The 24,900-nt window shown below is 53.5% G+C and carries 25 protein-coding genes and 2 other annotated features; of the genes, 24 read left to right on the top strand and 1 reads right to left on the bottom strand.

Going from position 1 to position 24,900, the window contains the following annotated elements; genetic code table 11:
• The first annotated feature begins 42 nt into the window (after window positions 1–42).
• The 4 genes from clpC (at window position 43) to pssA (ending at window position 6,036) form a co-directional block, all read left to right on the top strand.
• Window positions 43–2,487: an ATP-dependent protease ATP-binding subunit ClpC gene (gene clpC / locus ACFOUO_RS01330; RefSeq protein WP_380701374.1), complete on the top strand. Its 2,445-nt coding sequence runs from the start codon at window positions 43–45 to the stop codon at window positions 2,485–2,487.
• Window positions 2,488–2,712: 225 nt separating this feature from the next.
• The gene (gene radA, locus ACFOUO_RS01325; protein ID WP_380701372.1) at window positions 2,713–4,086 is read left to right on the top strand and encodes a DNA repair protein RadA; all 1,374 of its coding nucleotides are present in this window, start codon (window positions 2,713–2,715) and stop codon (window positions 4,084–4,086) included.
• Window positions 4,087–4,139: 53 nt separating this feature from the next.
• A complete protein-coding gene (disA, locus tag ACFOUO_RS01320; RefSeq protein WP_380701617.1) occupies window positions 4,140–5,171 on the top strand; it encodes a DNA integrity scanning diadenylate cyclase DisA in 1,032 nt (343 codons plus the stop codon).
• A gap of 151 nt (window positions 5,172–5,322) precedes the next feature.
• A complete protein-coding gene (gene pssA / locus ACFOUO_RS01315; RefSeq protein WP_380701370.1) occupies window positions 5,323–6,036 on the top strand; it encodes a CDP-diacylglycerol--serine O-phosphatidyltransferase in 714 nt (237 codons plus the stop codon).
• Window positions 6,037–6,235: 199 nt separating this feature from the next.
• On the opposite strand, the gene ACFOUO_RS01310 is transcribed toward pssA, so the two are convergent.
• Complete coding sequence (locus tag ACFOUO_RS01310; protein ID WP_380701368.1) at window positions 6,236–6,631, bottom strand: DUF1573 domain-containing protein; 396 nt, start codon at window positions 6,629–6,631, stop codon at window positions 6,236–6,238.
• Between the two features lie 280 nt (window positions 6,632–6,911).
• On the opposite strand from ACFOUO_RS01310, the gene ACFOUO_RS01305 reads away from it, so the two are divergent.
• The 20 genes from ACFOUO_RS01305 (at window position 6,912) to rpoB (ending at window position 24,859) form a co-directional block, all read left to right on the top strand.
• Window positions 6,912–7,409, top strand: coding sequence for a CarD family transcriptional regulator (locus ACFOUO_RS01305; protein ID WP_380701366.1), 498 nt, complete (start codon window positions 6,912–6,914; stop codon window positions 7,407–7,409).
• Window positions 7,410–7,514: 105 nt separating this feature from the next.
• Window positions 7,515–8,600 carry a PIN/TRAM domain-containing protein gene (locus ACFOUO_RS01300; protein WP_380701364.1) on the top strand — a complete coding sequence of 362 codons (1,086 nt, stop codon included), beginning with the start codon at window positions 7,515–7,517 and terminating at the stop codon, window positions 8,598–8,600.
• A 97-nt stretch (window positions 8,601–8,697) separates the two neighbouring features.
• Window positions 8,698–9,411 carry a 2-C-methyl-D-erythritol 4-phosphate cytidylyltransferase gene (gene ispD, locus ACFOUO_RS01295; protein WP_380701362.1) on the top strand — a complete coding sequence of 238 codons (714 nt, stop codon included), beginning with the start codon at window positions 8,698–8,700 and terminating at the stop codon, window positions 9,409–9,411.
• Window positions 9,386–9,865, top strand: coding sequence for a 2-C-methyl-D-erythritol 2,4-cyclodiphosphate synthase (ispF, locus tag ACFOUO_RS01290; RefSeq protein ID WP_380701360.1), 480 nt, complete (start codon window positions 9,386–9,388; stop codon window positions 9,863–9,865). The genes ispD and ispF overlap by 26 nt, the downstream gene beginning before the upstream one ends.
• A 63-nt stretch (window positions 9,866–9,928) precedes the next feature.
• On the top strand, window positions 9,929–11,404 hold the full coding sequence (gltX, locus tag ACFOUO_RS01285; RefSeq protein ID WP_380701358.1) for a glutamate--tRNA ligase: 1,476 nt from the start codon (window positions 9,929–9,931) through the stop codon (window positions 11,402–11,404).
• A gap of 98 nt (window positions 11,405–11,502) precedes the next feature.
• Window positions 11,503–11,732, top strand: a binding site (T-box leader).
• An 89-nt stretch (window positions 11,733–11,821) separates the two neighbouring features.
• A complete protein-coding gene (gene cysE, locus ACFOUO_RS01280; RefSeq protein ID WP_380701615.1) occupies window positions 11,822–12,541 on the top strand; it encodes a serine O-acetyltransferase in 720 nt (239 codons plus the stop codon).
• Window positions 12,510–13,910: a cysteine--tRNA ligase gene (gene cysS / locus ACFOUO_RS01275; RefSeq protein WP_380701356.1), complete on the top strand. Its 1,401-nt coding sequence runs from the start codon at window positions 12,510–12,512 to the stop codon at window positions 13,908–13,910. Before cysE ends, cysS begins: the two co-directional genes overlap by 32 nt.
• Window positions 13,911–13,918: 8 nt before the next feature.
• Window positions 13,919–14,347 (top strand): Mini-ribonuclease 3, encoded by a 429-nt coding sequence (locus ACFOUO_RS01270; protein WP_380701354.1) that lies wholly within the window; start codon window positions 13,919–13,921, stop codon window positions 14,345–14,347.
• Window positions 14,337–15,074 (top strand): 23S rRNA (guanosine(2251)-2'-O)-methyltransferase RlmB, encoded by a 738-nt coding sequence (rlmB, locus tag ACFOUO_RS01265; protein ID WP_380701352.1) that lies wholly within the window; start codon window positions 14,337–14,339, stop codon window positions 15,072–15,074. Before ACFOUO_RS01270 ends, rlmB begins: the two co-directional genes overlap by 11 nt.
• A 13-nt stretch (window positions 15,075–15,087) precedes the next feature.
• Window positions 15,088–15,588: an NYN domain-containing protein gene (locus ACFOUO_RS01260; RefSeq protein ID WP_380701350.1), complete on the top strand. Its 501-nt coding sequence runs from the start codon at window positions 15,088–15,090 to the stop codon at window positions 15,586–15,588.
• Between the two features lie 75 nt (window positions 15,589–15,663).
• The gene (sigH, locus tag ACFOUO_RS01255) at window positions 15,664–16,320 is read left to right on the top strand and encodes an RNA polymerase sporulation sigma factor SigH (RefSeq protein WP_380701348.1); all 657 of its coding nucleotides are present in this window, start codon (window positions 15,664–15,666) and stop codon (window positions 16,318–16,320) included.
• 397 nt (window positions 16,321–16,717) lie between these two features.
• The gene (gene rpmG / locus ACFOUO_RS01250) at window positions 16,718–16,867 is read left to right on the top strand and encodes a 50S ribosomal protein L33 (protein ID WP_380701346.1); all 150 of its coding nucleotides are present in this window, start codon (window positions 16,718–16,720) and stop codon (window positions 16,865–16,867) included.
• A gap of 33 nt (window positions 16,868–16,900) precedes the next feature.
• Window positions 16,901–17,125, top strand: coding sequence for a preprotein translocase subunit SecE (secE, locus tag ACFOUO_RS01245; protein ID WP_380701344.1), 225 nt, complete (start codon window positions 16,901–16,903; stop codon window positions 17,123–17,125).
• A gap of 57 nt (window positions 17,126–17,182) precedes the next feature.
• On the top strand, window positions 17,183–17,716 hold the full coding sequence (gene nusG, locus ACFOUO_RS01240) for a transcription termination/antitermination protein NusG (RefSeq protein ID WP_380701342.1): 534 nt from the start codon (window positions 17,183–17,185) through the stop codon (window positions 17,714–17,716).
• A gap of 157 nt (window positions 17,717–17,873) precedes the next feature.
• The gene (rplK, locus tag ACFOUO_RS01235; RefSeq protein WP_380701340.1) at window positions 17,874–18,299 is read left to right on the top strand and encodes a 50S ribosomal protein L11; all 426 of its coding nucleotides are present in this window, start codon (window positions 17,874–17,876) and stop codon (window positions 18,297–18,299) included.
• A gap of 87 nt (window positions 18,300–18,386) precedes the next feature.
• Entirely contained in the window at window positions 18,387–19,085 is a 699-nt protein-coding gene (rplA, locus tag ACFOUO_RS01230) for a 50S ribosomal protein L1 (RefSeq protein ID WP_380701338.1), read from the top strand.
• Window positions 19,086–19,120: 35 nt separating this feature from the next.
• Window positions 19,121–19,276: a sequence feature (ribosomal protein L10 leader region), on the top strand.
• 28 nt (window positions 19,277–19,304) lie between these two features.
• A complete protein-coding gene (gene rplJ, locus ACFOUO_RS01225; RefSeq protein WP_380701336.1) occupies window positions 19,305–19,811 on the top strand; it encodes a 50S ribosomal protein L10 in 507 nt (168 codons plus the stop codon).
• A gap of 61 nt (window positions 19,812–19,872) precedes the next feature.
• Complete coding sequence (gene rplL, locus ACFOUO_RS01220; protein ID WP_380701334.1) at window positions 19,873–20,238, top strand: 50S ribosomal protein L7/L12; 366 nt, start codon at window positions 19,873–19,875, stop codon at window positions 20,236–20,238.
• Window positions 20,239–20,354: 116 nt separating this feature from the next.
• Window positions 20,355–20,960 (top strand): class I SAM-dependent methyltransferase, encoded by a 606-nt coding sequence (locus ACFOUO_RS01215; protein ID WP_380701332.1) that lies wholly within the window; start codon window positions 20,355–20,357, stop codon window positions 20,958–20,960.
• Window positions 20,961–21,316: 356 nt separating this feature from the next.
• Complete coding sequence (rpoB, locus tag ACFOUO_RS01210; protein WP_380701330.1) at window positions 21,317–24,859, top strand: DNA-directed RNA polymerase subunit beta; 3,543 nt, start codon at window positions 21,317–21,319, stop codon at window positions 24,857–24,859.
• Window positions 24,860–24,900: the final 41 nt, after the last annotated feature.

Here is a 24,900-nt window from a genome sequence, read left to right as displayed (position 1 = left end):
CTTCCGGTTGATTAATAACATTCAAAGCGAGGTGGATCAGCTATGATGTTTGGACGATTTACGGAACGGGCTCAAAAAGTTCTCGCCCTGGCACAGGAAGAAGCTGTCCGTCTTGGCCACAGCAATATTGGTACCGAACATATTCTCTTGGGCCTAGTGCGAGAGGGAGAAGGGATTGCCGCCAAGGCCCTGATGGGTTTGGGGCTCGGCTTGGAGAAAATCCAGAAGGAAGTGGAAACCCTGATCGGACGCGGCCAGGGGCAGCCGACCAACATTGCTTACACACCCCGGGCGAAAAAGGTGATCGAGCTTTCCATGGACGAAGCCCGTAAACTGGGCCATACCTATGTCGGTACCGAACATATCCTTCTGGGTCTTATTCGTGAAGGAGAAGGAGTAGCGGCTCGGGTATTGAACAACCTCGGTGTCTCCCTCAATAAGGCCAGACAACAAGTATTGCAGCTCCTAGGTAGTTCTGAAGCCGTCTCTTCCAACCAGGGAGCGGGGTCAAACGCCAATACCCCCACCTTGGATAGCCTGGCCCGTGACCTGACAGCCGCGGCCAAAGAGGATAACTTGGATCCGGTGATCGGTCGTAGTAAGGAAATCGAGCGGGTCATCCAAGTCCTCTCCCGCCGTACGAAGAATAACCCCGTGCTAATCGGAGAGCCCGGAGTCGGGAAAACAGCCATTGCCGAAGGGCTCGCCCAAAAGATCGTTGACGGGGAGACCCCGGAAACCTTGCGTGGCAAGCGTGTGATGACCCTTGATATGGGGACCGTCGTCGCCGGAACGAAATATCGGGGCGAATTTGAAGATCGTCTGAAGAAAATTATGGATGAAATCCGTCAGGCAGGCAATGTGGTCCTCTTTATCGATGAGTTGCACACGCTGATCGGAGCCGGGGGTGCAGAAGGGGCGATCGATGCCTCTAATATTCTGAAACCGGCCCTGGCTCGAGGTGACTTGCAGTGCATCGGGGCGACTACTTTGGATGAATACCGTAAATATATCGAGAAGGATGCGGCCCTGGAGCGTCGCTTTCAACCAATCACAGTGGATCAGCCTTCGGCGGAAGAAGCGGTTCAGATCCTGCAGGGGCTTCGCGACCGGTATGAGGCCCACCATCGTGTGAAAATTACCGACGAGGCGATTGAAGCCTCGGTGAAACTTTCCGACCGTTACATCACCGACCGGTTTCTGCCCGACAAGGCCATCGATCTGATCGACGAAGCCGCCTCCAAAGTTCGCCTTTCCTCTTATACGGTTCCACCGGAACTGAAGGAAATGGAGCAAAAGCTGGATGAGGTGCGTAAAGAGAAGGATGCCGCTGTCCAAAGCCAAGAATTCGAAAAAGCGGCCAACCTGCGGGACCGGGAACAAAAACTGCGCGAAGAATTGGAGACCACTCGGAACAATTGGAAGGCGGATCAAGGAAAAACCGATTCCGAAGTGAATGCCGAGGACATCGCAGAAGTGGTGGCCAGTTGGACGGGTATTCCTGTACGGAAACTGGCTGAAGAGGAATCAGACCGTCTCTTGAACATGGAATCCATCCTTCACAAACGGGTGATTGGGCAGGACGAAGCGGTTCGATCCGTCTCCCGGGCAATCCGACGGGCCCGGGCCGGATTGAAGGACCCCAAGCGGCCGATCGGCTCTTTCATTTTCCTCGGGCCGACGGGGGTTGGGAAAACCGAATTGGCTCGGGCGCTAGCTGAGGCGATGTTCGGAGCGGAGGATGCCATTATCCGCATCGATATGTCCGAATACATGGAGAAGCATTCCACCGCCCGCCTTGTCGGGGCCCCTCCAGGCTATGTAGGGTATGACGAAGGGGGGCAGCTGACGGAAAAAGTGCGCCGCAAGCCCTATTCCGTCGTCCTGTTCGACGAGGTAGAGAAAGCCCACCCCGAGGTTTTCAACATTATGTTGCAGGTTCTAGAAGACGGTCGACTCACCGACGGCAAGGGACGAACGGTGGATTTCCGCAACACCGTGATCATTATGACCTCCAACGTAGGGGCTAATTTGATCAAACAGAACCAACGCCTTGGCTTTACCGTTGGAGACACCTCCGCCGATGAATACGAAGCGATGAAAGACAATGTGATGGATGAGTTGAAAAAGAGCTTCCGTCCTGAATTCCTCAACCGGATTGATGACGTGATCGTCTTCCATTCCTTGAAACAAGAGCACCTTCAGGAAATCGTCACCCTGATGTCCGACCAGCTTCGCAAACGGCTACAGGAACAGGAAATCGACTTCGTCCTTACCGAAGCAGCGGCCAAAAACCTGGCCAAAGCCGGTTTCGACCCCACTTATGGAGCACGACCCCTGCGCCGAGCCATCCAGAAACATATCGAAGACCGGCTTTCCGAGGAACTCCTCAAGGGGAACATCAAACATGGCGATACCGTGGAAATCGATGAAGAAGACGGCAAGCTGACCGTCCGTCGTTCGGAGTTGTCCCCCTCCACGCAATAAACCGGATCAAGCACCTTCCCAAAGTGGGGGAGGTGCTTTTTTATGGAGAATTTTGATATAATGGGTTTTGAAATCGTAAAGAATTATTCATGCCGTTCTGGGCTGAAGGCTTGTTTACGACTGTCTATCCTGTCCGATGGTTTGATGGGTATCCGTGTTGAACCTCGTCACGATCATAGGGGGGTCAACCCCTGACATATTATAAGGATGAATAGGAGATCCGGAGTGGCGAAACATAAAACGAAGTTTGCTTGTCAACAATGTGGTTACGAAACTCCGAAATGGATGGGAAGATGCCCCGGATGCGGACAATGGAATACCCTGGTGGAGGAGCGGCAGGCTGCCGCATCGGGACCGGTACAGGCGAAGAGCAGGGTCAGCATGAAACAAAAACCGGCCCAGCCGATCACTCAGGTGGTTCAGGTCGACGAGCCTCGTTCCGACACTGGGATCCGGGAGTTGAATCGGGTGTTGGGCGGGGGGCTGGTACCGGGATCCTTGATTTTGGTGGGGGGTGACCCGGGGATTGGAAAATCCACCCTGTTGCTGCAGGCTTCTCACCGACTCGCGAAAAAGGGACTCCCGGTCCTTTATGTATCCGGAGAAGAATCAGTTGAACAGACGCGATTGCGGGCCGGTCGACTCAATGCTCTGGATGAGCGGCTCTTGGTGGCAGCGGAGACGGATTTGGATTCGGTCGAAGCATTGGTCCAAAATGAGAAACCCAAGTTGTTGGTGATCGACTCGATCCAGACGATTTACCATCCTGAAGTAACATCGGCTCCGGGAAGCGTAGCCCAGGTGAGGGAATGTACCGGTCGCTTGATGCGGATTGCCAAAGGCATGGGCATTGCCGTAATCATTGTCGGACACGTAACCAAGGAAGGTGCGATCGCTGGCCCTCGTATGTTAGAGCACATGGTGGATTGTGTCCTCTACTTTGAAGGGGAGCGTCACCATACCTACCGGGTGTTACGGGCGGTAAAGAACCGTTTTGGCTCCACCAATGAGATCGGGTTGTTCGAAATGCGGGATGTCGGTCTCACTGAAGTGGAAAACCCCTCGGAGATGTTTCTCTCCGAACGACCGTCAGGGGTGGCGGGCTCGGCGGTGACGGCCAGTATGGAAGGGACGCGCCCGGTGCTTATCGAGTTACAAGCCCTGGTGGCCCCCACCAGCTTCGCCACACCGAAGCGGATGGCTTCAGGGTTGGATCACCATCGGGTCACCATGATTATGGCGGTGCTGGAAAAACGACTCGGGTTGTTCCTGCAAAACCAGGATGCCTATGTGAATGTGGTCGGCGGAGTACGGTTGGATGAACCGGCTGTGGATCTGGCTGTTGCCATCAGCCTGGCCTCTAGCTTCCGGGATTCGCCCACCCAACCGAAGGATGTTTTTATCGGAGAAGTGGGGCTGACCGGGGAGGTCCGGGGGGTGACCCGCCTCGAACAGCGTGTAGCGGAAGCGGCCAACATGGGCTTCAAACGAGCTGTTTTGCCTCTTAAGAATCAACGGGGATGGAATCCGCCGAAAAATCTGGACATTCTCTGGGTGGAAACCGTGGAAGAAGCGTTGGAAGCGGCGCTGGGAGGGTAGAATCGGTGAAAGAAGAGACGAGAAAAAATCTGTTTGAGCCGGTCACGCTCCGGATGGTGGCCCCGGGGACATCCTTCCGGGAAGGACTGGACAACGTATTGGGAGCGAAGACCGGCGCCCTGATTGTCGTGGGGTATGATGATTCCGTACGGGAACTGGTGGACGGAGGCTTTCATATCGATTGCCCCTTCGCTCCCGCTTACCTTTATGAGCTTGCTAAAATGGACGGAGCGATCATTCTATCTAATGACGGGCGGCGGATCCTTTATGCAAATGCCCAACTGGTTCCCAGTTCCTCGATCCCATCGACAGAGACGGGGATTCGGCATCGCACTGCACAACGGACGGCACGGCAGACGGGGAAGCTGGTCGTCTCCATTTCCCAGCGTCGCAATGTCATCACCCTTTACCAGGGAAACAACCGTTATGCCCTGAAAGATATCGGCGTCATCCTAACAAAAGCCAACCAAGCGATTCAGACCCTGGAAAAATACAAATCGGTCCTAGACCAGTCGATGACCAACCTATCTGCTCTCGAGTTTGAAGAACTGGTTACACTGAATGAAGTAGCGATGGTGATGCAGCGAATTGAGATGGTTCTCCGCATCAAGAGTGAGATTGAGCGCTATATCAATGAGTTAGGGACAGAAGGGCGACTCATCAGTATGCAGTTGGAAGAGCTGGTGGTCAATGTAGAGAAAGAAGCTTATCTGGTCATCAAAGACTACTGTAAGGACGAGGATTGTCAGTCCCCATCCCAGGTCTTAGAGAGACTGAACAAACTATCGGCGGACGAATTGTTGGAGCATGGAAATATTGTACGGAGCCTCGGCTATCCCGCCGGCACTAACTTACAGGATGAGGCTGTCGCCCCCCGGGGTTATCGTATTCTTAACAAAATCCCGCGTCTTCCGGGTTCCATTATCCAGAAGCTCATTGAGCGCTTTGAATTTCTCCCCCGGGTAATGATGGCCACCATCGAAGAGTTGGATGATGTGGAGGGAATCGGGGATGTGCGGGCCCGTGCGATTAAAGAAGGGCTCAAGCGTATTCAGGAACAAGTCTTTATTGACAGACATATCTAAATTCCCTAGAATGAAAGCACCTATGGCCCGATGCGCGAAGGCACTATGGAGGCACTGAGCCTCCGCGCAGTACAAGAAGTTCTAAAACGGGGAGGGGTCTGTCGCTGGATAGGCGGATAACGATATCAATCGATTTAGGAGGTTCCCAGTCATGTTTGCACGAGCATTACCAAGCGTTTTTACGGTCGGGAACTTATTCTTAGGCATCGTGGCCATGATTCTAGCCGTTCAGGGTGAGTGGAAGTACGGGGCAATCATGGTGATTATCGGTATGTTTCTGGATGGATTAGACGGCCGAGTTGCCCGTATGTTGAATACCCAGAGCGAATTCGGCAAAGAGCTGGACTCCCTTTCGGACGTGATCTCTTTCGGAGTGGCCCCTGCACTTATCATGTATACTACTATCCTACATGAACTGGGTGTTCTGGGGTGGATTATTACCGCTGTTTTCCCGATTTGCGGTGCTCTCCGCCTCGCCCGGTTCAACGTCCACCCGGGGATTCCCGGCTACTTTATCGGCCTTCCGATCACGGCGGCTGGAGGGGTTCTAGCCACTATGGCGTTATACAGCGGTGTGGTTGACAATCCAGTAATCCTCGTCGTGGGGATGCTTTTCCTCTCCTTCCTAATGGTCAGTCAGATTAAATATCCCAACTTCAAAAAGGTGGGCATCCCACGGAGTGCTTATTGGGTAGCTCCGTTGATCATTATCCTCCTTGGCTGGATGGCGGCGCGATTTCCCGAGGAGTTCCCCAAAATTGTCTTCATCCCTCTAGCTCTTTACGCCTTCTATGGAGTTAAACGGACCGTCACACGGAGGCGCCGCGGGAATGGGGATGAACCGATTGAGGAATTTAAACCGTAAAGAAAAACACCTCTTCACGTTGAAGGGGTGTTTTTGGTGTTGCGAAAAAGGGAAGAAAGAAAAACCGTCTCCGCTCTTTTGGCGAAGAGCTGACTTTTCCAATTATAGAAAAATAAAGAAGGTTTTAGGTCGGATCTGGAGAAAGGAATAGTAGGCCCTCGGCCTTAACCTTTTCCCGCCACCCGCTAGCTCACCCCGTTTATCGTAGGTTGAAGACGCCAAGAGTCGAAAGCTTGTTTGCCTCTTTCTCCACGACTTCCTCCAGGGAGATATCCAGAAGGTTGCATAGAGCGGTCATATAAAACAGGTTTTTGCCCATTTCCTCCTTTACCACATCCAAGCAGTGATCGCAAAGTCGGCCGGACAGATGGGTATGGACTTGATCTTTCATCTCCGTCAGAGGGAGATCTCCCTGAAAAGGCTGGCAGCTTGCTTGAATTTCCATGCAGCCGCATTCGGTGACCGACTTGGTTACCGCACGGTTGATCCGACTGTTTGACTCTTGGAATTTTGAGGAGACGTCCAAAAAACTACGGTGACGGAGCAGAAGCTCGGACACTTGTTGTTGGAAAGCCTCCAGGATCCTTGGATCCATCTTGTTCACCTCACCCTGTTGGAACCCGGGGCCCCGTAAAGGGGCGTAGGGAAAATGTCGGAAGCGACTGAAGATTCGATACGAGACCATTATAGCCATGTTTTGCAAAAAGTGTCAATCCAGCTTCGTCTCTGCCTAAACCGGAATATGCCCGGAATTTTTGAAAAAAGTGTTGACGGTCTTCGATAACCTGTGCTAATATATTTGGTTTAAATTTATTGACATCTCTCCTGGGTTGTGATATCTTGGAAAATGGATATTGCCCTTGGAGGTGGGTTTTTTGTTCAATATCGGTGACAAAGTGGTCTACCCCATGCACGGTGCAGGCATCATCGAATCCATCGAAGAGAAAGAAATCCTCGGGGAGTCGCAGCAATATTACATCATGAGGCTGCCAATCGGGGATATGAAAGTGATGATCCCGATGAATAATGTAGATAGCATCGGCCTGAGGGAAGTCGTTGACGAAGCGACCATTACCGAAGTGATTGAACGCCTGAGCACAGGTGACCACGATGTATCGAACAACTGGAACCGCCGCTACCGGGCTAACTTGGATAAGATGAAAAGCGGGGACATCCACGATATGGCTGATGTGGTCCGTTGTTTGGTACTCCGAGAACGAGAAAAAGGGCTTTCCACCGGGGAGCGCAAGATGTTGGATAATGCCCGCCAGATCCTGATCAGCGAGATGGTGTTGGCTAAGGAGATGGATGAACATCAAGCTTTCGGGCTCCTCGATCAAATTATCCAATCAGGTGAAAAAGCTTCAGGGTGAAAAGGGTAAAGAATTAAAGGCGGGGATTTTTCCTCACAACTTTGCAAAATACAGGGTTTCCATCTAAGAGGATTGTCTATAATGCTAATGAGGAGGTGAAGCCCCGTGTTAAAGAGGTTTGTACAAATTGCGTTCGCATTGATCGGAGCGACAATCGGATTCTATGTCGGTCCGAAGCTGCTTCAAAATCCCCCCTTAGACTTGGGTGATGTACCGGGTCCCCAATATATCGGAGCCGTTTTGGGGGCGGTCCTCCTGTATGTGGCCACCCTGTGGTTCTCCGATTATGTCGTCCGGTGGATTCAATGGAGTGAGGAGCGGCTGGTCAAAGTTCCTGCTGCAGATACCCTATTCGGTGCGTTGGGGATGATCTTGGGTCTTATTGTAGCCTATTTGGTCGAACCGCCCCTGGCGGAGCTGCCGATTCCCGGTATCTCTTCCATTCTTCCGATTCTGGTATCAGCACTCTTAGGCTATCTCGGTTTCCGTGTCGGATACAAGAAGCGGGACGAATTAATCTCGATATTCACGATGGGTCGGCAGACAAAGGAAAAAGTGAAAAAGGACAAAGAAGCTCGTGAGGTAGAGCACAAGATCCTGGACACCAGCGTTATCATCGATGGACGGATCGCCGACATCTGTCGGACGGGCTTTCTGGAGGGAACCCTGGTCATTCCTAGTTTCGTTTTGGAAGAACTTCAGCATATCGCTGATTCTTCCGATGTACTAAAACGAAACCGAGGTCGGCGTGGGTTGGATATTCTCAATAAAATCCAGAAAGAACTCAATATGCGGGTCCTGATCTATGAAGGGGACTTTGAAGAAGTTTCCGAAGTGGATAGCAAGTTGGTGAAACTAGCGAAGGTGCTTTCCGGCAAAGTGGTGACCAATGACTTTAACTTAAATAAGGTGTGTGAGCTGCAGGGCGTCAAAGTCCTCAACATAAATGATCTAGCCAACGCTGTCAAACCCGTTGTCCTACCAGGCGAAGAGATCAACGTGCAGGTGATCAAAGACGGGAAGGAACACGGACAGGGTGTGGCCTATCTCGATGACGGAACCATGATTGTCATTGAAGGCGGACGCGAATACATCGGTGAACGGATTGACGTATTGGTCACCAGTGTGTTACAAACATCTGCAGGGAGAATGATTTTTGCCAAACCCAAACTGCTCGAACGGGCGTTGTAACCGAAAGCAGGAAAGGGCCGGTCAACCTTATCGCCCGGCGACGGGTGGAAACGCCGTCGCCGGGCGATCTTGTGTTTTTAAAGGGGGATACGAATCGTTGCGAGTTGGAGTCGTGATCCCTGCAGCAGGGATTGGTAAGCGGATGGGGTCAACCGTAAGCAAACAGTTCCTTGATCTGGCGGGAGAGCCTGTCCTTATTCGCACCCTTCGCATCTTTGACTCTCATCCCGCTGTGGGCCATATTGTGCTGGCGGTGAGGGAAGAAGAGCAGGAAGCCGTGGAAAGCCTCCTAGCTCGCCATGGGTTCGACCCGGGCCGGGTGCTCCTGACGAAGGGCGGCGAGGAAAGACAGGAAAGTGTATTTCAGGGGTTAAAAAGGGTGAATGCCGAGTGGGTTCTCGTCCATGATGCGGTTCGCCCCTTTGTAACCCAGAAAAACATCGATGAACTGCTGAAAGCGGTTCAGGAAACGGGGGCAGCTATCCTGGCGGTCCCTGTTAAGGATACGGTGAAGCAAGTGTCCCCAGCGGGTTATGTGGAGAAGACGTTGGAACGCAGCCGTCTGTGGGCGGTACAGACTCCCCAGGCTTTTTCCCGTGCTTTGCTTCTTGAAGCCCATGCGAAGGGGGCGCAAGCAGATCTTCCAGCGACTGACGATGCCATGCTTGCGGAGGCTCTCGGGGTTTCTGTCAAAGTAGTTCGGGGGGACTATGCGAATCTGAAACTGACTACGCCGGAAGATCTGGTGTTGGCGGAAGCAATTTGGAAGATGAGGAGATCTGCCGATGATCAAAGTGGGACAAGGGTTTGATGTACATGCATTTGCCGAGGGCCGGCCGCTGATCCTGGGAGGGGTTACGATTCCTTATCCTAGGGGGCTGGCGGGTCACTCCGATGCTGATGTCCTCCTGCATACCATCTCGGATGCTGTGCTGGGGGCACTCGGGAAAGGAGACATCGGCAAACACTTTCCCGATACCGATCCCCGTTTCAAAGGGGCCGACAGTGCTGAATTGATGCGTACGGTGTGGGAGATGGCCGCTGAGGCCGGATATAAACTAGGCAACTTGGACGCGACGGTGATTGCCCAAAAACCGAAAATGGCTCCTTTTATCCCGGAGATCCGGGAGCGAGTGGCAGAGCTTCTTCAAGCGGAATTATCGGATATTAATATAAAAGCGACCACTACCGAAAAGCTGGGCTTCACCGGAAGGGAAGAAGGGATTGCCGCGATGGCTGTCGTCTGCCTGTTTCGGGAAGGATGATCACTTTCGGGGAAGCGACCGCTGCCGTTGGGCAACAAGTTCATAGATGAGGTGACGAGAAGAATGGCGGATCGAGTACGTACGCGCTACGCCCCGAGCCCGACCGGGCACCTGCATATCGGTGGGGCGAGGACGGCGCTATTCAGCTATTTATGGGCTCGCAAACACGGCGGGGCTTTCGTCGTGCGAATCGAGGATACCGATGTGGAACGGAACTTGGCTGACGCCGAGGAAAAACAGATGGCTGCCTTGAAGTGGCTCGGGGTTGAATGGGATGAAAGTGTCGACGTCGGCGGGCCCTTTGCCCCATATCGGTCGATGGAACGTCTGGATCTCTACCGGGAATATCTGAGCCGTCTCTTGGAGGCAGGACAGGCCTATCCCTGCTATTGCACCCAGGAAGAGCTGGAACGGGAACGGGAGCGGCAGCTAGCGGAGGGGGAAGCCCCCAAATACAGCGGACGCTGTAGAAATCTCTCGGAGGCCGAGCGGGCCGCCTTTGAAGCGGAGGGTCGCCAAGCTTCCATCCGTTTTCGTGTGCCTGAAGGGCGCACGATCATGGTCGAGGATCTAGTCCGGGGTGAAGTCCGCTTTGAGACTGAAGGAATCGGCGATTTTATCCTGGCCCGGCCTGATGGACGTCCGACTTATAACTTCGCTGTCACCGTGGATGACGCCTTAATGGAAATCAGCCACGTCGTTCGGGGAGAGGAGCATCTCTCTAATACCCCGCGTCAGATCCTTCTCTATGAAGCTTTCGAATTGGAGCCCCCCCGATTCGCCCATGTCCCGCTTATCCTAAACCCCGATGGGAAGAAGATGAGTAAGCGGGATGAGTCGATCATCCAGTTTATCGACCAATACCGGGATCTCGGATTCCTGCCGGAAGCGATCATCAACTTCCTCGTCCTTCTTGGCTGGGCGCCGGAAGGAGAAAAAGCGGAAGAGGAGATTTTCACCGCCGAAGAACTAAAGGGTCTCTTCTCCCTGGAGCGGGTTTCCAAGGCGCCGGCTGTTTTCGATAACGGGAAGCTAAAATGGATGAACAACCATTACATCAAGGAGTCTTCCCTGGAACGGATTACGGAACTGGCTATTCCCCACTTAGCCAAGGCTGGCCGGATCTCTGAAAATCCTGCTGGAGAGGAACGGACCTGGGTCACACGGTTAGTGGGGCTCTATCAAGAACAGCTGGATTATGTGGCTCAAATCGTCGAACTGACCGAGATGTTCTTCCGGAAGGAAGCAGTCCCTTCCGCCGAGGCAAAGGAAGTCCTCGCCCAAGAGCAGGTGCCGGAAGTCGCCGCCTCTTTCATGAAGAAACTGACGGAATCCGAGGGAGAGATCACCCCGGATGGAGTAAAAGGGATGTTGAAGGCCGTCCAAAAAGAGACAGGGTATAAAGGGAAGCAGCTTTTTATGCCTGTCAGGGCTGCCGTTACCGGTGAAGTCCACGGCCCAGACCTCCGTGAAGCGATTTCTCTTCTTGGGAAAGAACGTGTGATCGCTCGCCTACAGGCTTTGTTGGCAGAGAAGTGACTATCCGGCAAAAATATGTGGATGTTCCGGTTCATTCCTGTCGCACGCCTTGCGTTTTTTTAGTACAATGAGGACTAACAACCGAACCAAAAGGACGAAACCGGGCGATGACCGGGAAAGTACGGCGGGGATGGAACCCCAGAGAGGGGCCGCGAGGCTGAGAAGGCCCTGTTCCCCATCCGCCGGAAATGCCCCCGGGAGCTGCCCGCCCGAACCCCTTTGGGAAGTAGGGTGGGCCGGTAACCCCGCCGTTACAGGGATCAAGCCGGACCAATGCTGTGGCGCATCGGTCAAGCAGAGTGGAACCGCGGAATCAACCGTCTCTGCAGCCTTCGGGTTGCAGGGATTTTTTTATACCAGGAATCCGGGGCGGGTTTCTCGCTCCGACTGAAAGGTGGTGCAGGCGAAATGGCTCTGATGAAGCGAATCCGCGAAATCCGCGCGTTGTTGAAATCGGATATCGATGCCGTTTTTGATCGGGACCCAGCGGCAAGAAGTGTTTTTGAGGTGATGATCACCTATTCGGGTATTCACGCCATCTGGGCGCATCGCCTGGCCCATTGGTTTTATAAGCGCAATCGGTTTCTGATCGCCCGTGTCATCTCTCAGATGAGCCGTTTTTTTACTGGGATCGAAATCCATCCCGGTGCACGGATCGGCAAAGGGTTTTTCATTGACCACGGTATGGGTGTCGTGATCGGGGAGACCTGTGAAATCGGTGATTATGTCACCCTATACCAGGGGGTGACCCTGGGTGGAACCGGCAAGGAAAAGGGGAAACGACACCCCACTGTCGAGGATGGTGTTCTGATCGCTTCCGGAGCTAAGGTGCTAGGTTCCATGCGGATCGGGCGTTGCTCCAAGATCGGCGCAGGTTCTGTCGTGCTGCGTGAAATCCCGCCTAATTCTACGGTCGTGGGTGTGCCGGGTCGTGTGGTGATCCGGGATGGCGTCCGTGTAGATAAGAGCGACCTGGACCAGGTGAACCTTCCGGACCCTGTGGCGGAAACTTGCCGTGATCTGCAGCGGGAGATTGATTCGTTACGGATGGAGTTGGGTAGGCTGAAGGACGAGTGGGAGTCAGAACGAAGGGAGAAAAAGCGAGATGGCTATGCGCCTGTACAACACTCTGACTAGAAAACGGGAAACTTTCCGTCCTATAGAGGGAAACAATGTAGGTGTCTACGTATGTGGCCCGACGGTTTACAACTATATTCACATCGGAAACGCCCGGGTATTCGTCTTCTTCGACGTCCTTCGACGTTACCTGGAATACAGGAATTTTGACGTCACCTATGTACAGAATTTCACGGACGTGGATGATCGATTGATACGGCGTGCGGAGGAAGAAGGTACGACGGTTCCGGAACTGGCTGAAATGTATATCGAGGCCTATTTTGAGGATATGGACGCCCTCGGAGTTCGGCGGGCAGACATCCATCCGCGAGCCACGGATCACATCGGAAAGATGATCGAAGGGATCCAAGTCCTGATTGACAAAGGGTACGCCTATGAGGCCGACGGGGATGTCTATTACCGTTCCCTGAAAAAAGATGACTACGGGAAACTGAGCCACCAGTCGACAGAGGAATTAAAATCCGGAGCCCGGGTCGAAGTGAACGAAAAAAAGGAAAACCCGCTGGATTTTGCTTTGTGGAAGAAGGCGAAGCCCGGCGAAATCTCGTGGGAGAGCCCTTGGGGGGAAGGACGGCCGGGCTGGCACATCGAGTGCTCCGCCATGTCGAAACAATACCTCGGGGAAACGCTGGATATCCATGCTGGCGGGATGGATCTTTGTTTTCCCCATCATGAGAACGAAATCGCCCAGAGTGAAGCTTGGAATGGAAAACCCTTCGCTAACTACTGGTTACACAACGGCTATATCAACATGGGCTCGGAGAAGATGTCCAAATCCCTCGGCAACGTGGTGACCGTGAGAGATTTACGGGAAGAATATGATCCGCGGGTCATTCGGTACTTCCTTCTTTCTGCTCACTACCGCAATCCGATTTCCTTCACCGCTGAATCAATGCCCCAGATCGAAGCCGGGCTGGAACGCTTCGACAATGCGATTGCCAACCTGCAGCACCGCATGGAAGCGGCGATGGACGGGGAGGCCGTATCTTGGGTGACAGAGCGACTCGATGCGCTTACCGCGGATTTCGAGCGGGAGATGGATGATGACTTGAACACCGCGAACGCGATCAGCGTCCTCTTTGAGGCTGTACGTTTTTCCAACGAGTTGGTGGCGGAGGATGTGGTCTCCCGTGGCTCGTTGAAGGCTATGTTCCATTGGTTTGAACGCTTTGGGGAGGAAATCCTCGGTCTTGTTGTTACCGGGAGGCAAAAGGACCTGGATCACGAAATTGAAGCTAAAATCGAAGAGCGACAGCAGGCGCGGCGAGCCCGAGACTTTGCCCGGGCAGACGCCATTCGCGACGAGCTCGCGGAAAAAGGCATCCTGTTGGAAGACACGCCTCAAGGCGTGCGCTGGCGACGAAAGTGAGGAGCGGCATGCAAATTGGAATGACAGAACCGGCTATTTTTGATGAGACCCGTGAAGTGAATCCTCTCCTGCTTGCATACCTCGGAGACGCAGTCTATGAACTTTATGTCCGCTGTAAGTTGGTGACTGGGGGGAACATCCGGCCCAATGAAGTCCATCAAGAGGCGGTTAAGTTTGTATCCGCTCCGGCTCAGGCCCGAGTATTGCGGGAGGTAGAAAGCTTGTTGACCGAGGAAGAATGGGATATCCTCCGGCGGGGACGAAACGCTAAATCGGGCAGTATTCCCAAAAACGCAAAGCCCTCGGAATACCGCTATGCAACAGGGCTAGAAGCGCTTGTCGGTCACTGGTATCTGACAGGGCGTACGGACCGGCTTACCGAGATGATGACAAAGATGATTCATGCACTGGAAGAGGGAGAGAGCCGTGGCGAATGAATGGGTAATTGGTCGACAAGCGGTGCGGGAAGCGCTGAAGGCGGAACGAAAAACGGAAAAGTTGCTTCTAGCAGAAGGAAGCGGTAAGGGCCCTCTGGGTGATCTGCTCTCGACGGCGAAAAAAGCCGGTATCCCTGTGCAGGAAGTTCCCCGCAAAAAACTGGATCAAGTGGCGGAGGGGGAGAATCATCAGGGAGTAGCTGCGTTGGTGGCTGCTCACGATTACGCCAGCGTGAATGATCTGTTCCGGCGGGCGGAAGCAAAAGGAGAGCCTCCTTTCTTCCTACTATTGGACGGGATCGAAGATCCTCATAACCTGGGGTCGATCCTGCGGACAGCGGATGCTTCCGGCGTTCATGGCGTGATTATTCCGAAACGGCGGGCGGTTGGACTGACGTCCATTGTAGCCAAAACATCTGCTGGTGCCATCGAACATGTCCCCGTCGCCCGGGTGACCAACTTGAACCGGACGGCGGAGGAATTGAAGGGACAGGGGATATGGTTGGTTGGAAGCGATGCTTCTTCCCCGGACCGGTATGATGCTGTCGACTATGCGGTGCCTCTCGCCCTGATTATCGGCAATGAAGGGAAAGGGATCAGCCGCCGTTTACGCGAACGGTGTGATTTTCTGGTGAAGCTCCCGATGAAAGGAAAGGTCTCCTCCCTGAATGCTTCCGTCGCAGCTGCTTTGTTCATGTATGAAGTCCTGCGGAAGCGTGAAGGGTAACGGGTGAACGAATATGGAAGAGTGGCTGATCGTCGACGGTTACAACGTGATAGGGGCACATACCGACTGGTCTGCTCTTCCATTAGAGGAAGCTCGGCGCCAATTGGCCTCATTACTCTCGGAATACAAAGCCGTTACAGGGAGAAAGGTGATGCTCGTCTTTGATGCCCACCGTTCCCCAGGGGCGGAGAACAGAGAAATGGCGAGTGGGATCACCGTCTGGTTCACCCGGGAACATGAGACCGCGGATCAGCTGATTGAGCGGTTGGTCAGGCAACATAAAAAACCGGGACGGCACATTTACGTGGCCACCTCGGATTATCTGGAACAACGGATGGTGTTCGGGCAGGGGGCCTACCGGCTCTCCGCTCGGGAACTTATCCGGGATTTGTCGACCATGAAGGGAAACATTGCCCAGCGGATCAGGGAAGCGGAAAGGGAGCGGTATACGTTAGGGCAGGGGTTAAAAGGAGAGTTGTTGGAAGCGCTGGAAAAATGGAGACGGAAAAAATAGGTGAAAATTTGACGTTTTTGTTGCAACTCAGATATAATGTACCTATCATGGTTTTCCAGCCAACGGGTCGGAGGGATGAAGGTGAGCGTCAATCTTCAATGGAGCGCGTTGACAGGCTATGAGACGATGACCGACGAAGAGCTGGTGGAAGCCGTACGGATGGCTGACGGCACCGCATTGGAGCAATTGATCAACAAATACAAAAACTTCGTCCGGGCCAAAGCACGCTCTTATTTTCTGATCGGCGCGGACCACGAGGATATCGTGCAGGAAGGGATGATCGGCCTTTATAAGGCGATTCGTGATTTCCGCGGGGACAAGCTGGCCTCATTTAAGGCTTTTGCCGAGTTGTGCATTACTCGTCAGATCATCACTGCCATTAAGACGGCGACGCGCCAGAAGCACATCCCCCTCAATTCCTATGTCTCTCTGGACAAGCCTATTTACGATGAAGATTCGGACCGGACGTTGATGGACATCCTCACGGGTGGTCGTGTATCCGATCCGGAAGAACTGTACATCAACCAGGAGGAGTTTGACGACATCGAAGATAAAATGTCGCAAATTTTAAGCGAGTTAGAGAGACAGGTATTGATGCTTTACTTAGACGGTCGATCGTACCAAGAGATCGCTGTCGACTTGAACCGACATGTCAAATCCATTGATAATGCCTTGCAACGGGTGAAGCGGAAGCTGGAGCGTTACCTGGAAGTCAGGGAAGTTGCTCCATAAAACGGAACCGCATACATTGGTAGAAGCCGAACAGGGTATGGTTCCCCTGTTCGTTTTCTTTCTCTTTGACTAACATTTCGACACGAATCGTCAAAATCCTTCCGACTCCAAAAGAAAATCAGAAATTCCGGTAGGGTTTGAAGAATTGCAAGGAGAGGGTATACTGGAGAGACGGCTGTGATGGTTTCCGGGCGTTTTTTTGATAGGGAAGAAAAGAAGGTCTGGGAGCCCACAAAAATTAAGAGGATACTGCCTTTGGGAGGGGCTGACGACGGCTCCCAGTGTAGGACTGTCATTCATTGACATGCCAAACACGGTATGATAAAGTTGTTTGGGTATTTTGTATTACGCCCGTGAATAGGGTCCGCGTACCGCGGAGTCAAGGAGGTGTTTCAACATGCGGGTATTGGTAACGCTGGCTTGCACGGAATGCAAAGAGCGAAATTATTCTACCACTAAGAATAAACGGAAACATCCGGACCGGATGGAATTCCGCAAATTCTGCCCCCGTTGTAATGGACACAAACAGCACCGCGAAACGAAGTAAAGGGACTGATTATTTCGCAGGGGGGATCAGCGCATGGGTTTTCTCGGCCGACTCGGAACCGGTATCAAGAGAAGTGTAACCGGGACCGCCAGCTTCATCCAGTCCGGTGTCGCTGAACTGAAAAAGGTTCGCTGGCCCAGCCGTCAGGAGCTGGTGAACTACACTCTGGTGGTATTGGTGACGGTATTTTTTGTTACGCTGTTCATCTTTGTCGTTGACCTCGGCATGTACGAATTGGTCAAAATGATTCGTCCGTGACGGATGACGGGGTCAAATTTGTCATAAGGGGGGACAGGGCGTTATAGCCCTGATTTCATGGAGAAGAACTGGTATGTCGTCCACACGTACTCCGGATATGAAAACAAGGTGAAAACCAACCTGGAGAAACGGGTCCACTCCATGGAGATGGAGGATAAGATCTTCCGCGTCCTCGTGCCGACGGAGGAAGAGATCGAGCACAAGGATGGAAAGCGTAAGGCCGTCCAGCGTAAGGTTTTTCCGGGCTACGTGTTGGTTGAAATGGTGATGACCGACGACTCGTGGTACGTGGTGCGTAACACCCCGGGCGTGACGGGCTTCGTGGGTTCCACCGGCTCCGGCTCCAAACCAACTCCCCTTATGCCGAACGAAGTTCATACCATCCTCAACCAGATGGGGATGGAAGAAGCCCGGCCTAAAGTGGACTATCAAATCTCCGAGAGCGTAAAGGTGAAAGAAGGTCCATTTGCCAACTTCGTGGGTACGATCGAAGAGGTGGACATCAATCGCCAGAAGCTGAAGGTTCTAGTGAACATGTTTGGTCGGGAAACCCCGGTGGAGCTGGATTTCTACCAGGTGGAAAAACTTTAACCGTCACTTTCCTTCCCATATGGAGGAAAATGTGCTACAGTATGAATGTTTGGGTTCATTCGGAGCCGCTCCGTGCTGATTTCTCGTATGGATCGGTCGTCCGACCGTGGGAGGGTTTAACCCGAGGGAACCACATTACTGAAGGGAGTTGTATGGTGTGGCCAAAAAAGTTATCAAAATGGTCAAGCTGCAAATTCCCGCTGGCAAAGCCAACCCGGCACCGCCCGTCGGTCCGGCGCTCGGTCAAGCCGGCGTGAACATCATGGGCTTTTGTAAAGAATTTAACGCCCGTACCTCTGACCAGGCGGGTATGATTATCCCGGTGGAAATCACGGTTTTCGAAGACCGTTCCTTCACCTTTATCACCAAGACGCCGCCGGCTGCGGTTCTGCTGAAAAAAGCTGCTGGTCTCGATAAGGGGTCCGGGGAGCCCAATAAGAACAAAGTGGCCACGATTAAGCGGGAGAAAGTCCGCGAGATCGCTGAGCTGAAGAAGCCCGATTTGAACGCCGCTGACGTGGAAGCCGCCATGCGAATGGTGGAAGGAACTGCCCGCAGCATGGGTATCGTCATCGAAGACTAAGGCGTTTAAACACGCGGGGCCAGCCGCCACGGGCTGTCCCTGCGAGTGGGAGGATCATCCGTTATGACCACGAAGGGAGGAATATCCGTGGCTAAACATGGCAAGAAATACCAAGAATCGCTGAAGAAGATCGACCGGGAACAAGTCTACGAAGTGGAAGAGGCGCTCCGGCTGGTAAAAGAGGTGGCTCCGGCCAAGTTTGATGAAACTGTCGAAGCGGCTTTCCGGCTCGGGATTGACACCAAACGGGCGGATCAACAGGTCCGTGGTGCTGTCGTCCTACCCCATGGCACAGGGAAGACCAAACGTGTCCTCGTTTTCGCCAAGGGTGAAAAGGCAAAAGAGGCCGAGCAGGCCGGTGCCGACTATGTGGGTGAAGAAGACTTGGTGAACAAAGTGAGCCAGGGATGGCTGGACTTTGATGTCGTGATCGCCACGCCGGACATGATGGGCCAAGTGGGTAAGCTGGGTCGGATCCTGGGTCCTCGCGGCTTGATGCCGAACCCGAAGACCGGAACCGTCACCTTCGATGTGGCCAAGGCCGTCGAAGAAGTCAAGGCCGGTAAGATCGAATACCGTGCTGACAAGTCCGGCAACATCCACGCGCCGATCGGAAAAGTCTCCTTCGACACCGAGAAATTGATAGAGAACTTCTCCGTACTGGCGGATACCTTGCTAAAAGCAAAGCCAGCTGCCGCCAAAGGCACCTACATGAAAAATGCCACCGTCACTTCCACCATGGGACCTGGTGTCACTGTGAGCACTACGCGTTTTACCGGCCGCTGATTTTAGGCGGTTGATAAAATAAACCAGACCGCGACAATCGAATACAGTTCTTACCGCAGACAGCAGGGGCGCTTTGCGCTTAAAAAACCAGCCGAGGTAATGGAACGGATCCGTGTGTTTCCCGTAAGGGGGACGGTTGCGGTTGTTCCCGGCCTTCGTCTGTCTGCAGCGAAGGCTTTTTCGTTGTGCGGGATTGATTTCTCCCAAGGAGGTGTGTTCATGTCTACGGCAATTGAAAGAAAGAAACAAGTGGTAGCCGATATCGCCGAGAAGCTAAAGGACAGCAAATCGACCATCCTGACAGACTACCGTGGTTTGACCGTTGCTGAAATGACCGAGCTGCGGCAACAACTGCGGGAAGCAGGTGTCGAATACCATGTACTGAAAAACACCATGACCCGTCGGGCCACGGCAGAAACCGACCTGACGGCTCTGGACGAACACCTGGTGGGACCGACCGCCATCGCTTTCTCCAATGAAGACGTGGTGGCTCCGGCCAAAGTTCTCCATAAGTTTTCCAAAGACCACAAAGCCCTGGAAATCAAGGGTGGAGTCGTCGAAGGACGCGTGGTGGACACGGCTGAAATCCAGGCACTAGCCGACTTGCCTTCTCACGAAGGGCTCTTGTCCATGTTGCTTTCCGTCTTGCAAGCCCCGATGCGAAATGTCGCCCTCGCCGTCAAAGCGGTGGCCGACAAAGAAGGCGGCGAGCCGGAAGCGGGTTGATCTCGTTTGCATTTTGTAGGGAATTTCACACGTATAACCAACATATTTGGGAGGTAGTATCATGAGTAAAGAGCAAATCATCGAAGCCATCAAAGGCATGAGCGTGCTCGAACTGAACGACCTGGTCAAAGCGATCGAAGAAGAATTCGGTGTAACCGCTGCTGCTCCGGTGGCTGTTGCTGGCGGTGGCGCTGCTGCTGAAGCCGCTGAAGAGCAAACCGAATTCGACGTGATCCTGGCCAACCCTGGTTCTTCCAAAATTAATGTCATTAAAGCTGTGCGCGGCATCACCGGGCTGGGCCTGAAAGAAGCGAAAGCCCTGGTTGACGGTGCTCCGAGCCCGGTGAAAGAAGGCATCTCCAAAGAAGATGCCGAAGAAATCAAGTCCCAGTTGGAAGAAGCCGGTGCCACGGTGGAACTGAAGTAACTCCCACCGGTCTGCCGGACCCGCCGGCGTAAGAGCCGACGGGTCTTTTTCTATATCGGGATGGATACCTCCGTATAGGAAAAGAATTCCTATAAGTTAAGAAGAGGGATGCTGCAATGACTGACCATTATTACAGTTCCCGCCCGGGTACGGAAAGCAGGGAGCGGGAGTTTGAGACCACACTGCGGGGTGTTCACCTGCGTTTCATCGCGGATGCCGGCGTTTTTGCCAAAAAAGGCGTCGATTACGGGACACGCCTGTTAATCGATACAGTGCAGGTGCCGAAGCAGAGTGATGTATTGGATCTTGGCTGCGGATACGGGCCGGTGGGTATCAGTATCGCTCGCACGGTACCGGGCTGCCGGGTGACGATGGTGGATATCAACCATCGTGCCCTGGACCTTGCAAAACGGAACGCACACTTCAACAAGGTAGAGGACCGAGTTGAGGTTCTGGAAAGTGACGGGTTTTTTGCCCTATCCGGACGGAACTATGATACCGTCTTAACCAACCCGCCGATCCGGGCCGGCAAACAAACGGTTTATCGCCTGTTTGAGGAATCTTTCGCCCACCTGGCCCCGGGCGGAGAACTGTGGGTGGTCATACGGAAGCAGCACGGAGGACCCTCAGCACGCTCGAAGCTGGAAGAGCTCTTCGATTCAGTGAAGCTAGCAGATAAGAAGAAGGGATTCTGGGTTTTGCAGGCAAAAAAGAAACCATAATTTTTATTGACATGGGGTTTGCTCTGTGATATCGTTTTAGAATGCTAAACCCATTGCTTGTTGAAACTGGAATCCAACAGCGTTCGGGTGTTTTTTGTTGTGTATGAGTAACGGGCTTTTTGGTTACCCTGTGTAAATAGACCCTCATGGTTGGAAAAATGAGGTACTATAGGGTTCAATTATATATTGGATAGAGGATGTGGCCACCGAGCCCTTTGCGGAGCGGGGATGGTTTCACATCTGAAATCTATTGGGTAAGAATGTGACGATGTCTGCGTGCAATACGCAGGGAATCGAAGCGGACGGTCCTTTCCCGGGACTGGACGCAACCGACTGGGTTCGAGGGGGGAGCACGTTTGGCAGGTAAACTGGTCCAATACGGTCGGCGAAAGCGGCGGAGTTACGCGAGAATTAATGAAGTTCTCGATCTGCCCAACCTGATCGAAATCCAGCAGAGGTCGTATCAGTGGTTCCTGGATCAGGGGCTGCGTGAGATGTTCCAGGATATTTCGCCTATCGAGGATTTTACAGGGAACCTGGTTCTGGAGTTTATCGACTATACGTTGGAAGAGCCCAAGTATTCCGTCGATGAATCCAAGGAGCGGGATGTTACCTACGCTGCACCACTTCGTGTGAAAGTGCGGCTGATCAACAAAGAAACGGGCGAAGTAAAAGAGCAGGAAGTGTTTATGGGCGATTTCCCGCTGATGACAGATACCGGTACCTTTATCATTAACGGTGCTGAGCGGGTTATCGTCAGCCAGCTGGTTCGTTCGCCCAGCGTCTATTATAACAGCAAAGTAGATAAGAACGGTAAACCGACATACACTGCCACGGTGATCCCGAACCGCGGGGCGTGGCTGGAGTTCGAAACCGACGCCAAAGATATCATCTATGTACGGATCGACCGTACAAGGAAAATCCCGGTGACGGTACTTTTGCGTGCTCTCGGATATTCGAGTGACGCCGAAATCCTGGACTTGCTAGGGGAAGACGAGTACATCCGCAACTCCCTTGACAAGGACAATACGGGCAATACCGAAAAAGCGCTGATCGAGATTTACGAACGATTGCGCCCCGGCGAACCGCCAACGGCTGACAACGCGCGCAGTCTCCTGTTCTCCCGCTTTTTCGATCCTAAGCGTTATGATCTGGCCAATGTGGGCCGGTACAAGATGAATAAGAAACTCCATATTAAAAACCGTCTACTCAACCAGCGGCTGGCTGAGACGGTAGTAGACCCAGAAACCGGCGAAATCATCGCCGAAGCGGGTCAGGTGGTGGATCGGCGTGTCGCCAACCGGTTAATGCCGATCCTGGAACAAGAGGATGGCTTCGGCTGGATAGAACATTCCGTGCGAGGCGGTGTTCCGGAAGACGGCTTGATCAAGTTGCAGTCGATCAAGATCTTCTCCCCTATCGAAGACGGCAAGGTGATCCAAGTGATGTCCAACGGCTTGGTGGACCAATCCGTTAAAAACATCACTCCGGAGGACATCATTGCCTCCATCAACTACTTTATCAACCTGCTTCACGGGGTAGGGAACACCGATGACATCGACCATCTGGGTAACCGTCGTCTCCGTTCCGTGGGTGAACTGTTGCAGAACCAATTCCGCATTGGTCTCTCCCGCATGGAACGGGTGGTCCGGGAACGGATGTCCATTCAGGACGCCAATGCGATTACACCCCAGGCCTTGATTAACATCCGACCGGTGATCGCGTCCATCAAGGAGTTCTTTGGTAGTTCTCAGCTATCCCAGTTCATGGATCAAACCAACCCGTTGGCGGAACTGACTCACAAACGGCGTCTCTCCGCTCTCGGTCCTGGAGGGCTGACCCGGGAACGAGCCGGGTTCGAGGTTCGGGACGTTCACCACTCCCACTATGGACGGATGTGTCCGATTGAGACCCCGGAAGGTCCCAACATCGGGCTAATCAACTCCCTTTCCTCCTACGCCCGCATCAACGACTATGGGTTCATTGAAACCCCGTACAGGAAAGTGGATCCGGAAACCAACAAGGTGACGGACGAGATCGTCTATCTGACGGCGGACGAAGAGGACAACTACTATGTCGCTCAGGCCAACGCGCAATTGGATGAGAGCCGCCAATTCGTCAATGAACAGGTGATTGTTCGCTACAAGGAGGAGACGATGCCCGTTCCCCGGGAACGCGTTGACTTCATGGATGTGTCTCCGAAACAGGTAGTGTCCGTAGCGACGGCCTGTATCCCCTTCCTGGAAAATGACGACTCCAACCGGGCCCTGATGGGTTCCAACATGCAACGGCAAGCTGTGCCCTTGTTGAAACCGGAAGCCCCCTTTATCGGCACCGGGATGGAGTACAAGTCAGCTAAGGATTCCGGGGTGATGGTGCTGGCCAAGCGGCCCGGTACCGTTGAGCGGGTAACCGCTGACGAGGTGTGGGTCCGACACGAGGAAGAAGTGGACGGACGCCTTGTCAAAGGAGATCTCGATAAGTATAAGATGCACAAGTATATCCGATCCAATCAGGGAACCAGTATTAACCAGCGCCCGATCGTTCGAGCCGGTGAAAAGGTCGAGGTGGGCGACACCCTTGCAGATGGTCCTTCTACCGATCAGGGTGAGATGGCCCTCGGTCGCAACGTTGTCGTCGCCTTCATGACCTGGGAAGGGTACAACTACGAAGACGCCATCCTTCTTTCTGAGAAACTGGTGAAAGAGGATGTCTACACCTCGGTCCACATCGAGGAATACGAATCAGAAGCGCGGGACACCAAACTGGGGCCGGAAGAAATTACTCGGGACATCCCCAATGTCGGTGAGGAAGCGCTGAAGCACTTGGATGAACGCGGGATCATCCGAATTGGTGCGGAGATCAAATCCGGCGACATCCTGGTCGGCAAAGTGACCCCCAAAGGGGTGACAGAGTTGACTGCAGAAGAACGCCTTCTGCACGCGATCTTTGGCGAAAAGGCCCGAGAAGTTCGCGATACCTCCCTGCGCGTTCCCCACGGTACCGACGGGATTGTGGTGGATGTGAAGGTCTTCGAGCGGGAGAACGGCGACGAGTTACCTCCAGGGGTCAACCAGCTGGTGCGGGTTTATATCGCCCAGAAGCGGAAGATTTCCGAAGGGGATAAAATGGCTGGTCGTCACGGGAACAAGGGTGTTATCGCACGGGTGCTGCCCGAAGAGGATATGCCTTTCCTTCCCGACGGGACTCCGGTTCAGGTTGTCCTCAACCCCTTGGGTGTCCCCTCGCGGATGAACATCGGACAGGTGTTGGAAATTCACCTGGGTATGGCGGCCCGGCAGATGGGTCTGCACATGGCAACCCCGGTGTTTGACGGAGCGACGGAACAGGATGTCTTCGACGCTCTCGTGGAAGCGGGTCTTGATGCCGACGGGAAAACTCGCCTGTTTGACGGTCGGACGGGTGAACCCTTTGAAAACCGGGTGACGGTCGGGGTCATGTACATGATCAAACTGGCCCACATGGTAGACGATAAAATCCATGCCCGTTCCACTGGTCCGTACTCCCTCGTCACGCAGCAGCCGCTGGGCGGGAAAGCCCAGTTCGGCGGGCAGCGGTTCGGGGAGATGGAGGTGTGGGCGCTGGAAGCCTATGGCGCCGCCTATACCCTTCAGGAGATTCTCACCGTCAAGTCCGACGACGTGGTTGGCCGCGTGAAAACCTATGAATCCATCGTCAAAGGGGAGAATGTCCCCGAACCCGGTGTGCCCGAGTCCTTTAAAGTTCTGATTAAAGAACTGCAGAGCCTGGGCATGGACGTCAAGATCCTTGCGGAAGACGAACAGGAGATCGAGATCCGGGAGATTGACGAGGATGACGAACCGGCTTCCGATAAAATCGGACTGGAGATGGAAACGGAAGTCGACCGGTCTTCGTAACCTACCCGTTGGGCCTCGATCCATGAGGCGTTTTGCCATCA

The organism is Salinithrix halophila (assembly GCF_042650125.1).
Lineage (GTDB): Bacteria > Bacillota > Bacilli > Thermoactinomycetales > DSM-45169 > Salinithrix > Salinithrix halophila.
The sequence above is the reverse complement of the archived record's forward strand: the minus strand, read 5'-3'. Positions and strand labels throughout refer to the sequence as shown.

Coding starts and splice junctions, on each gene's coding strand:
- clpC (WP_380701374.1), top strand. CDS start 43: ATGATGTTTGGACGATTTACGGAACGGGCTCAAAAAGTTCTCGCCCTG.
- disA (WP_380701617.1), top strand. CDS start 4,140: ATGGTGGCCCCGGGGACATCCTTCCGGGAAGGACTGGACAACGTATTG.
- pssA (WP_380701370.1), top strand. CDS start 5,323: ATGTTTGCACGAGCATTACCAAGCGTTTTTACGGTCGGGAACTTATTC.
- ACFOUO_RS01310 (WP_380701368.1), bottom strand. CDS start 6,631: ATGGATCCAAGGATCCTGGAGGCTTTCCAACAACAAGTGTCCGAGCTT.
- ispF (WP_380701360.1), top strand. CDS start 9,386: ATGATCAAAGTGGGACAAGGGTTTGATGTACATGCATTTGCCGAGGGC.
- gltX (WP_380701358.1), top strand. CDS start 9,929: ATGGCGGATCGAGTACGTACGCGCTACGCCCCGAGCCCGACCGGGCAC.
- cysE (WP_380701615.1), top strand. CDS start 11,822: ATGAAGCGAATCCGCGAAATCCGCGCGTTGTTGAAATCGGATATCGAT.
- cysS (WP_380701356.1), top strand. CDS start 12,510: ATGGCTATGCGCCTGTACAACACTCTGACTAGAAAACGGGAAACTTTC.
- ACFOUO_RS01270 (WP_380701354.1), top strand. CDS start 13,919: ATGCAAATTGGAATGACAGAACCGGCTATTTTTGATGAGACCCGTGAA.
- ACFOUO_RS01260 (WP_380701350.1), top strand. CDS start 15,088: ATGGAAGAGTGGCTGATCGTCGACGGTTACAACGTGATAGGGGCACAT.
- sigH (WP_380701348.1), top strand. CDS start 15,664: ATGAAGGTGAGCGTCAATCTTCAATGGAGCGCGTTGACAGGCTATGAG.
- rpmG (WP_380701346.1), top strand. CDS start 16,718: ATGCGGGTATTGGTAACGCTGGCTTGCACGGAATGCAAAGAGCGAAAT.
- secE (WP_380701344.1), top strand. CDS start 16,901: ATGGGTTTTCTCGGCCGACTCGGAACCGGTATCAAGAGAAGTGTAACC.
- nusG (WP_380701342.1), top strand. CDS start 17,183: ATGGAGAAGAACTGGTATGTCGTCCACACGTACTCCGGATATGAAAAC.
- rplJ (WP_380701336.1), top strand. CDS start 19,305: ATGTCTACGGCAATTGAAAGAAAGAAACAAGTGGTAGCCGATATCGCC.
- rplL (WP_380701334.1), top strand. CDS start 19,873: ATGAGTAAAGAGCAAATCATCGAAGCCATCAAAGGCATGAGCGTGCTC.
- ACFOUO_RS01215 (WP_380701332.1), top strand. CDS start 20,355: ATGACTGACCATTATTACAGTTCCCGCCCGGGTACGGAAAGCAGGGAG.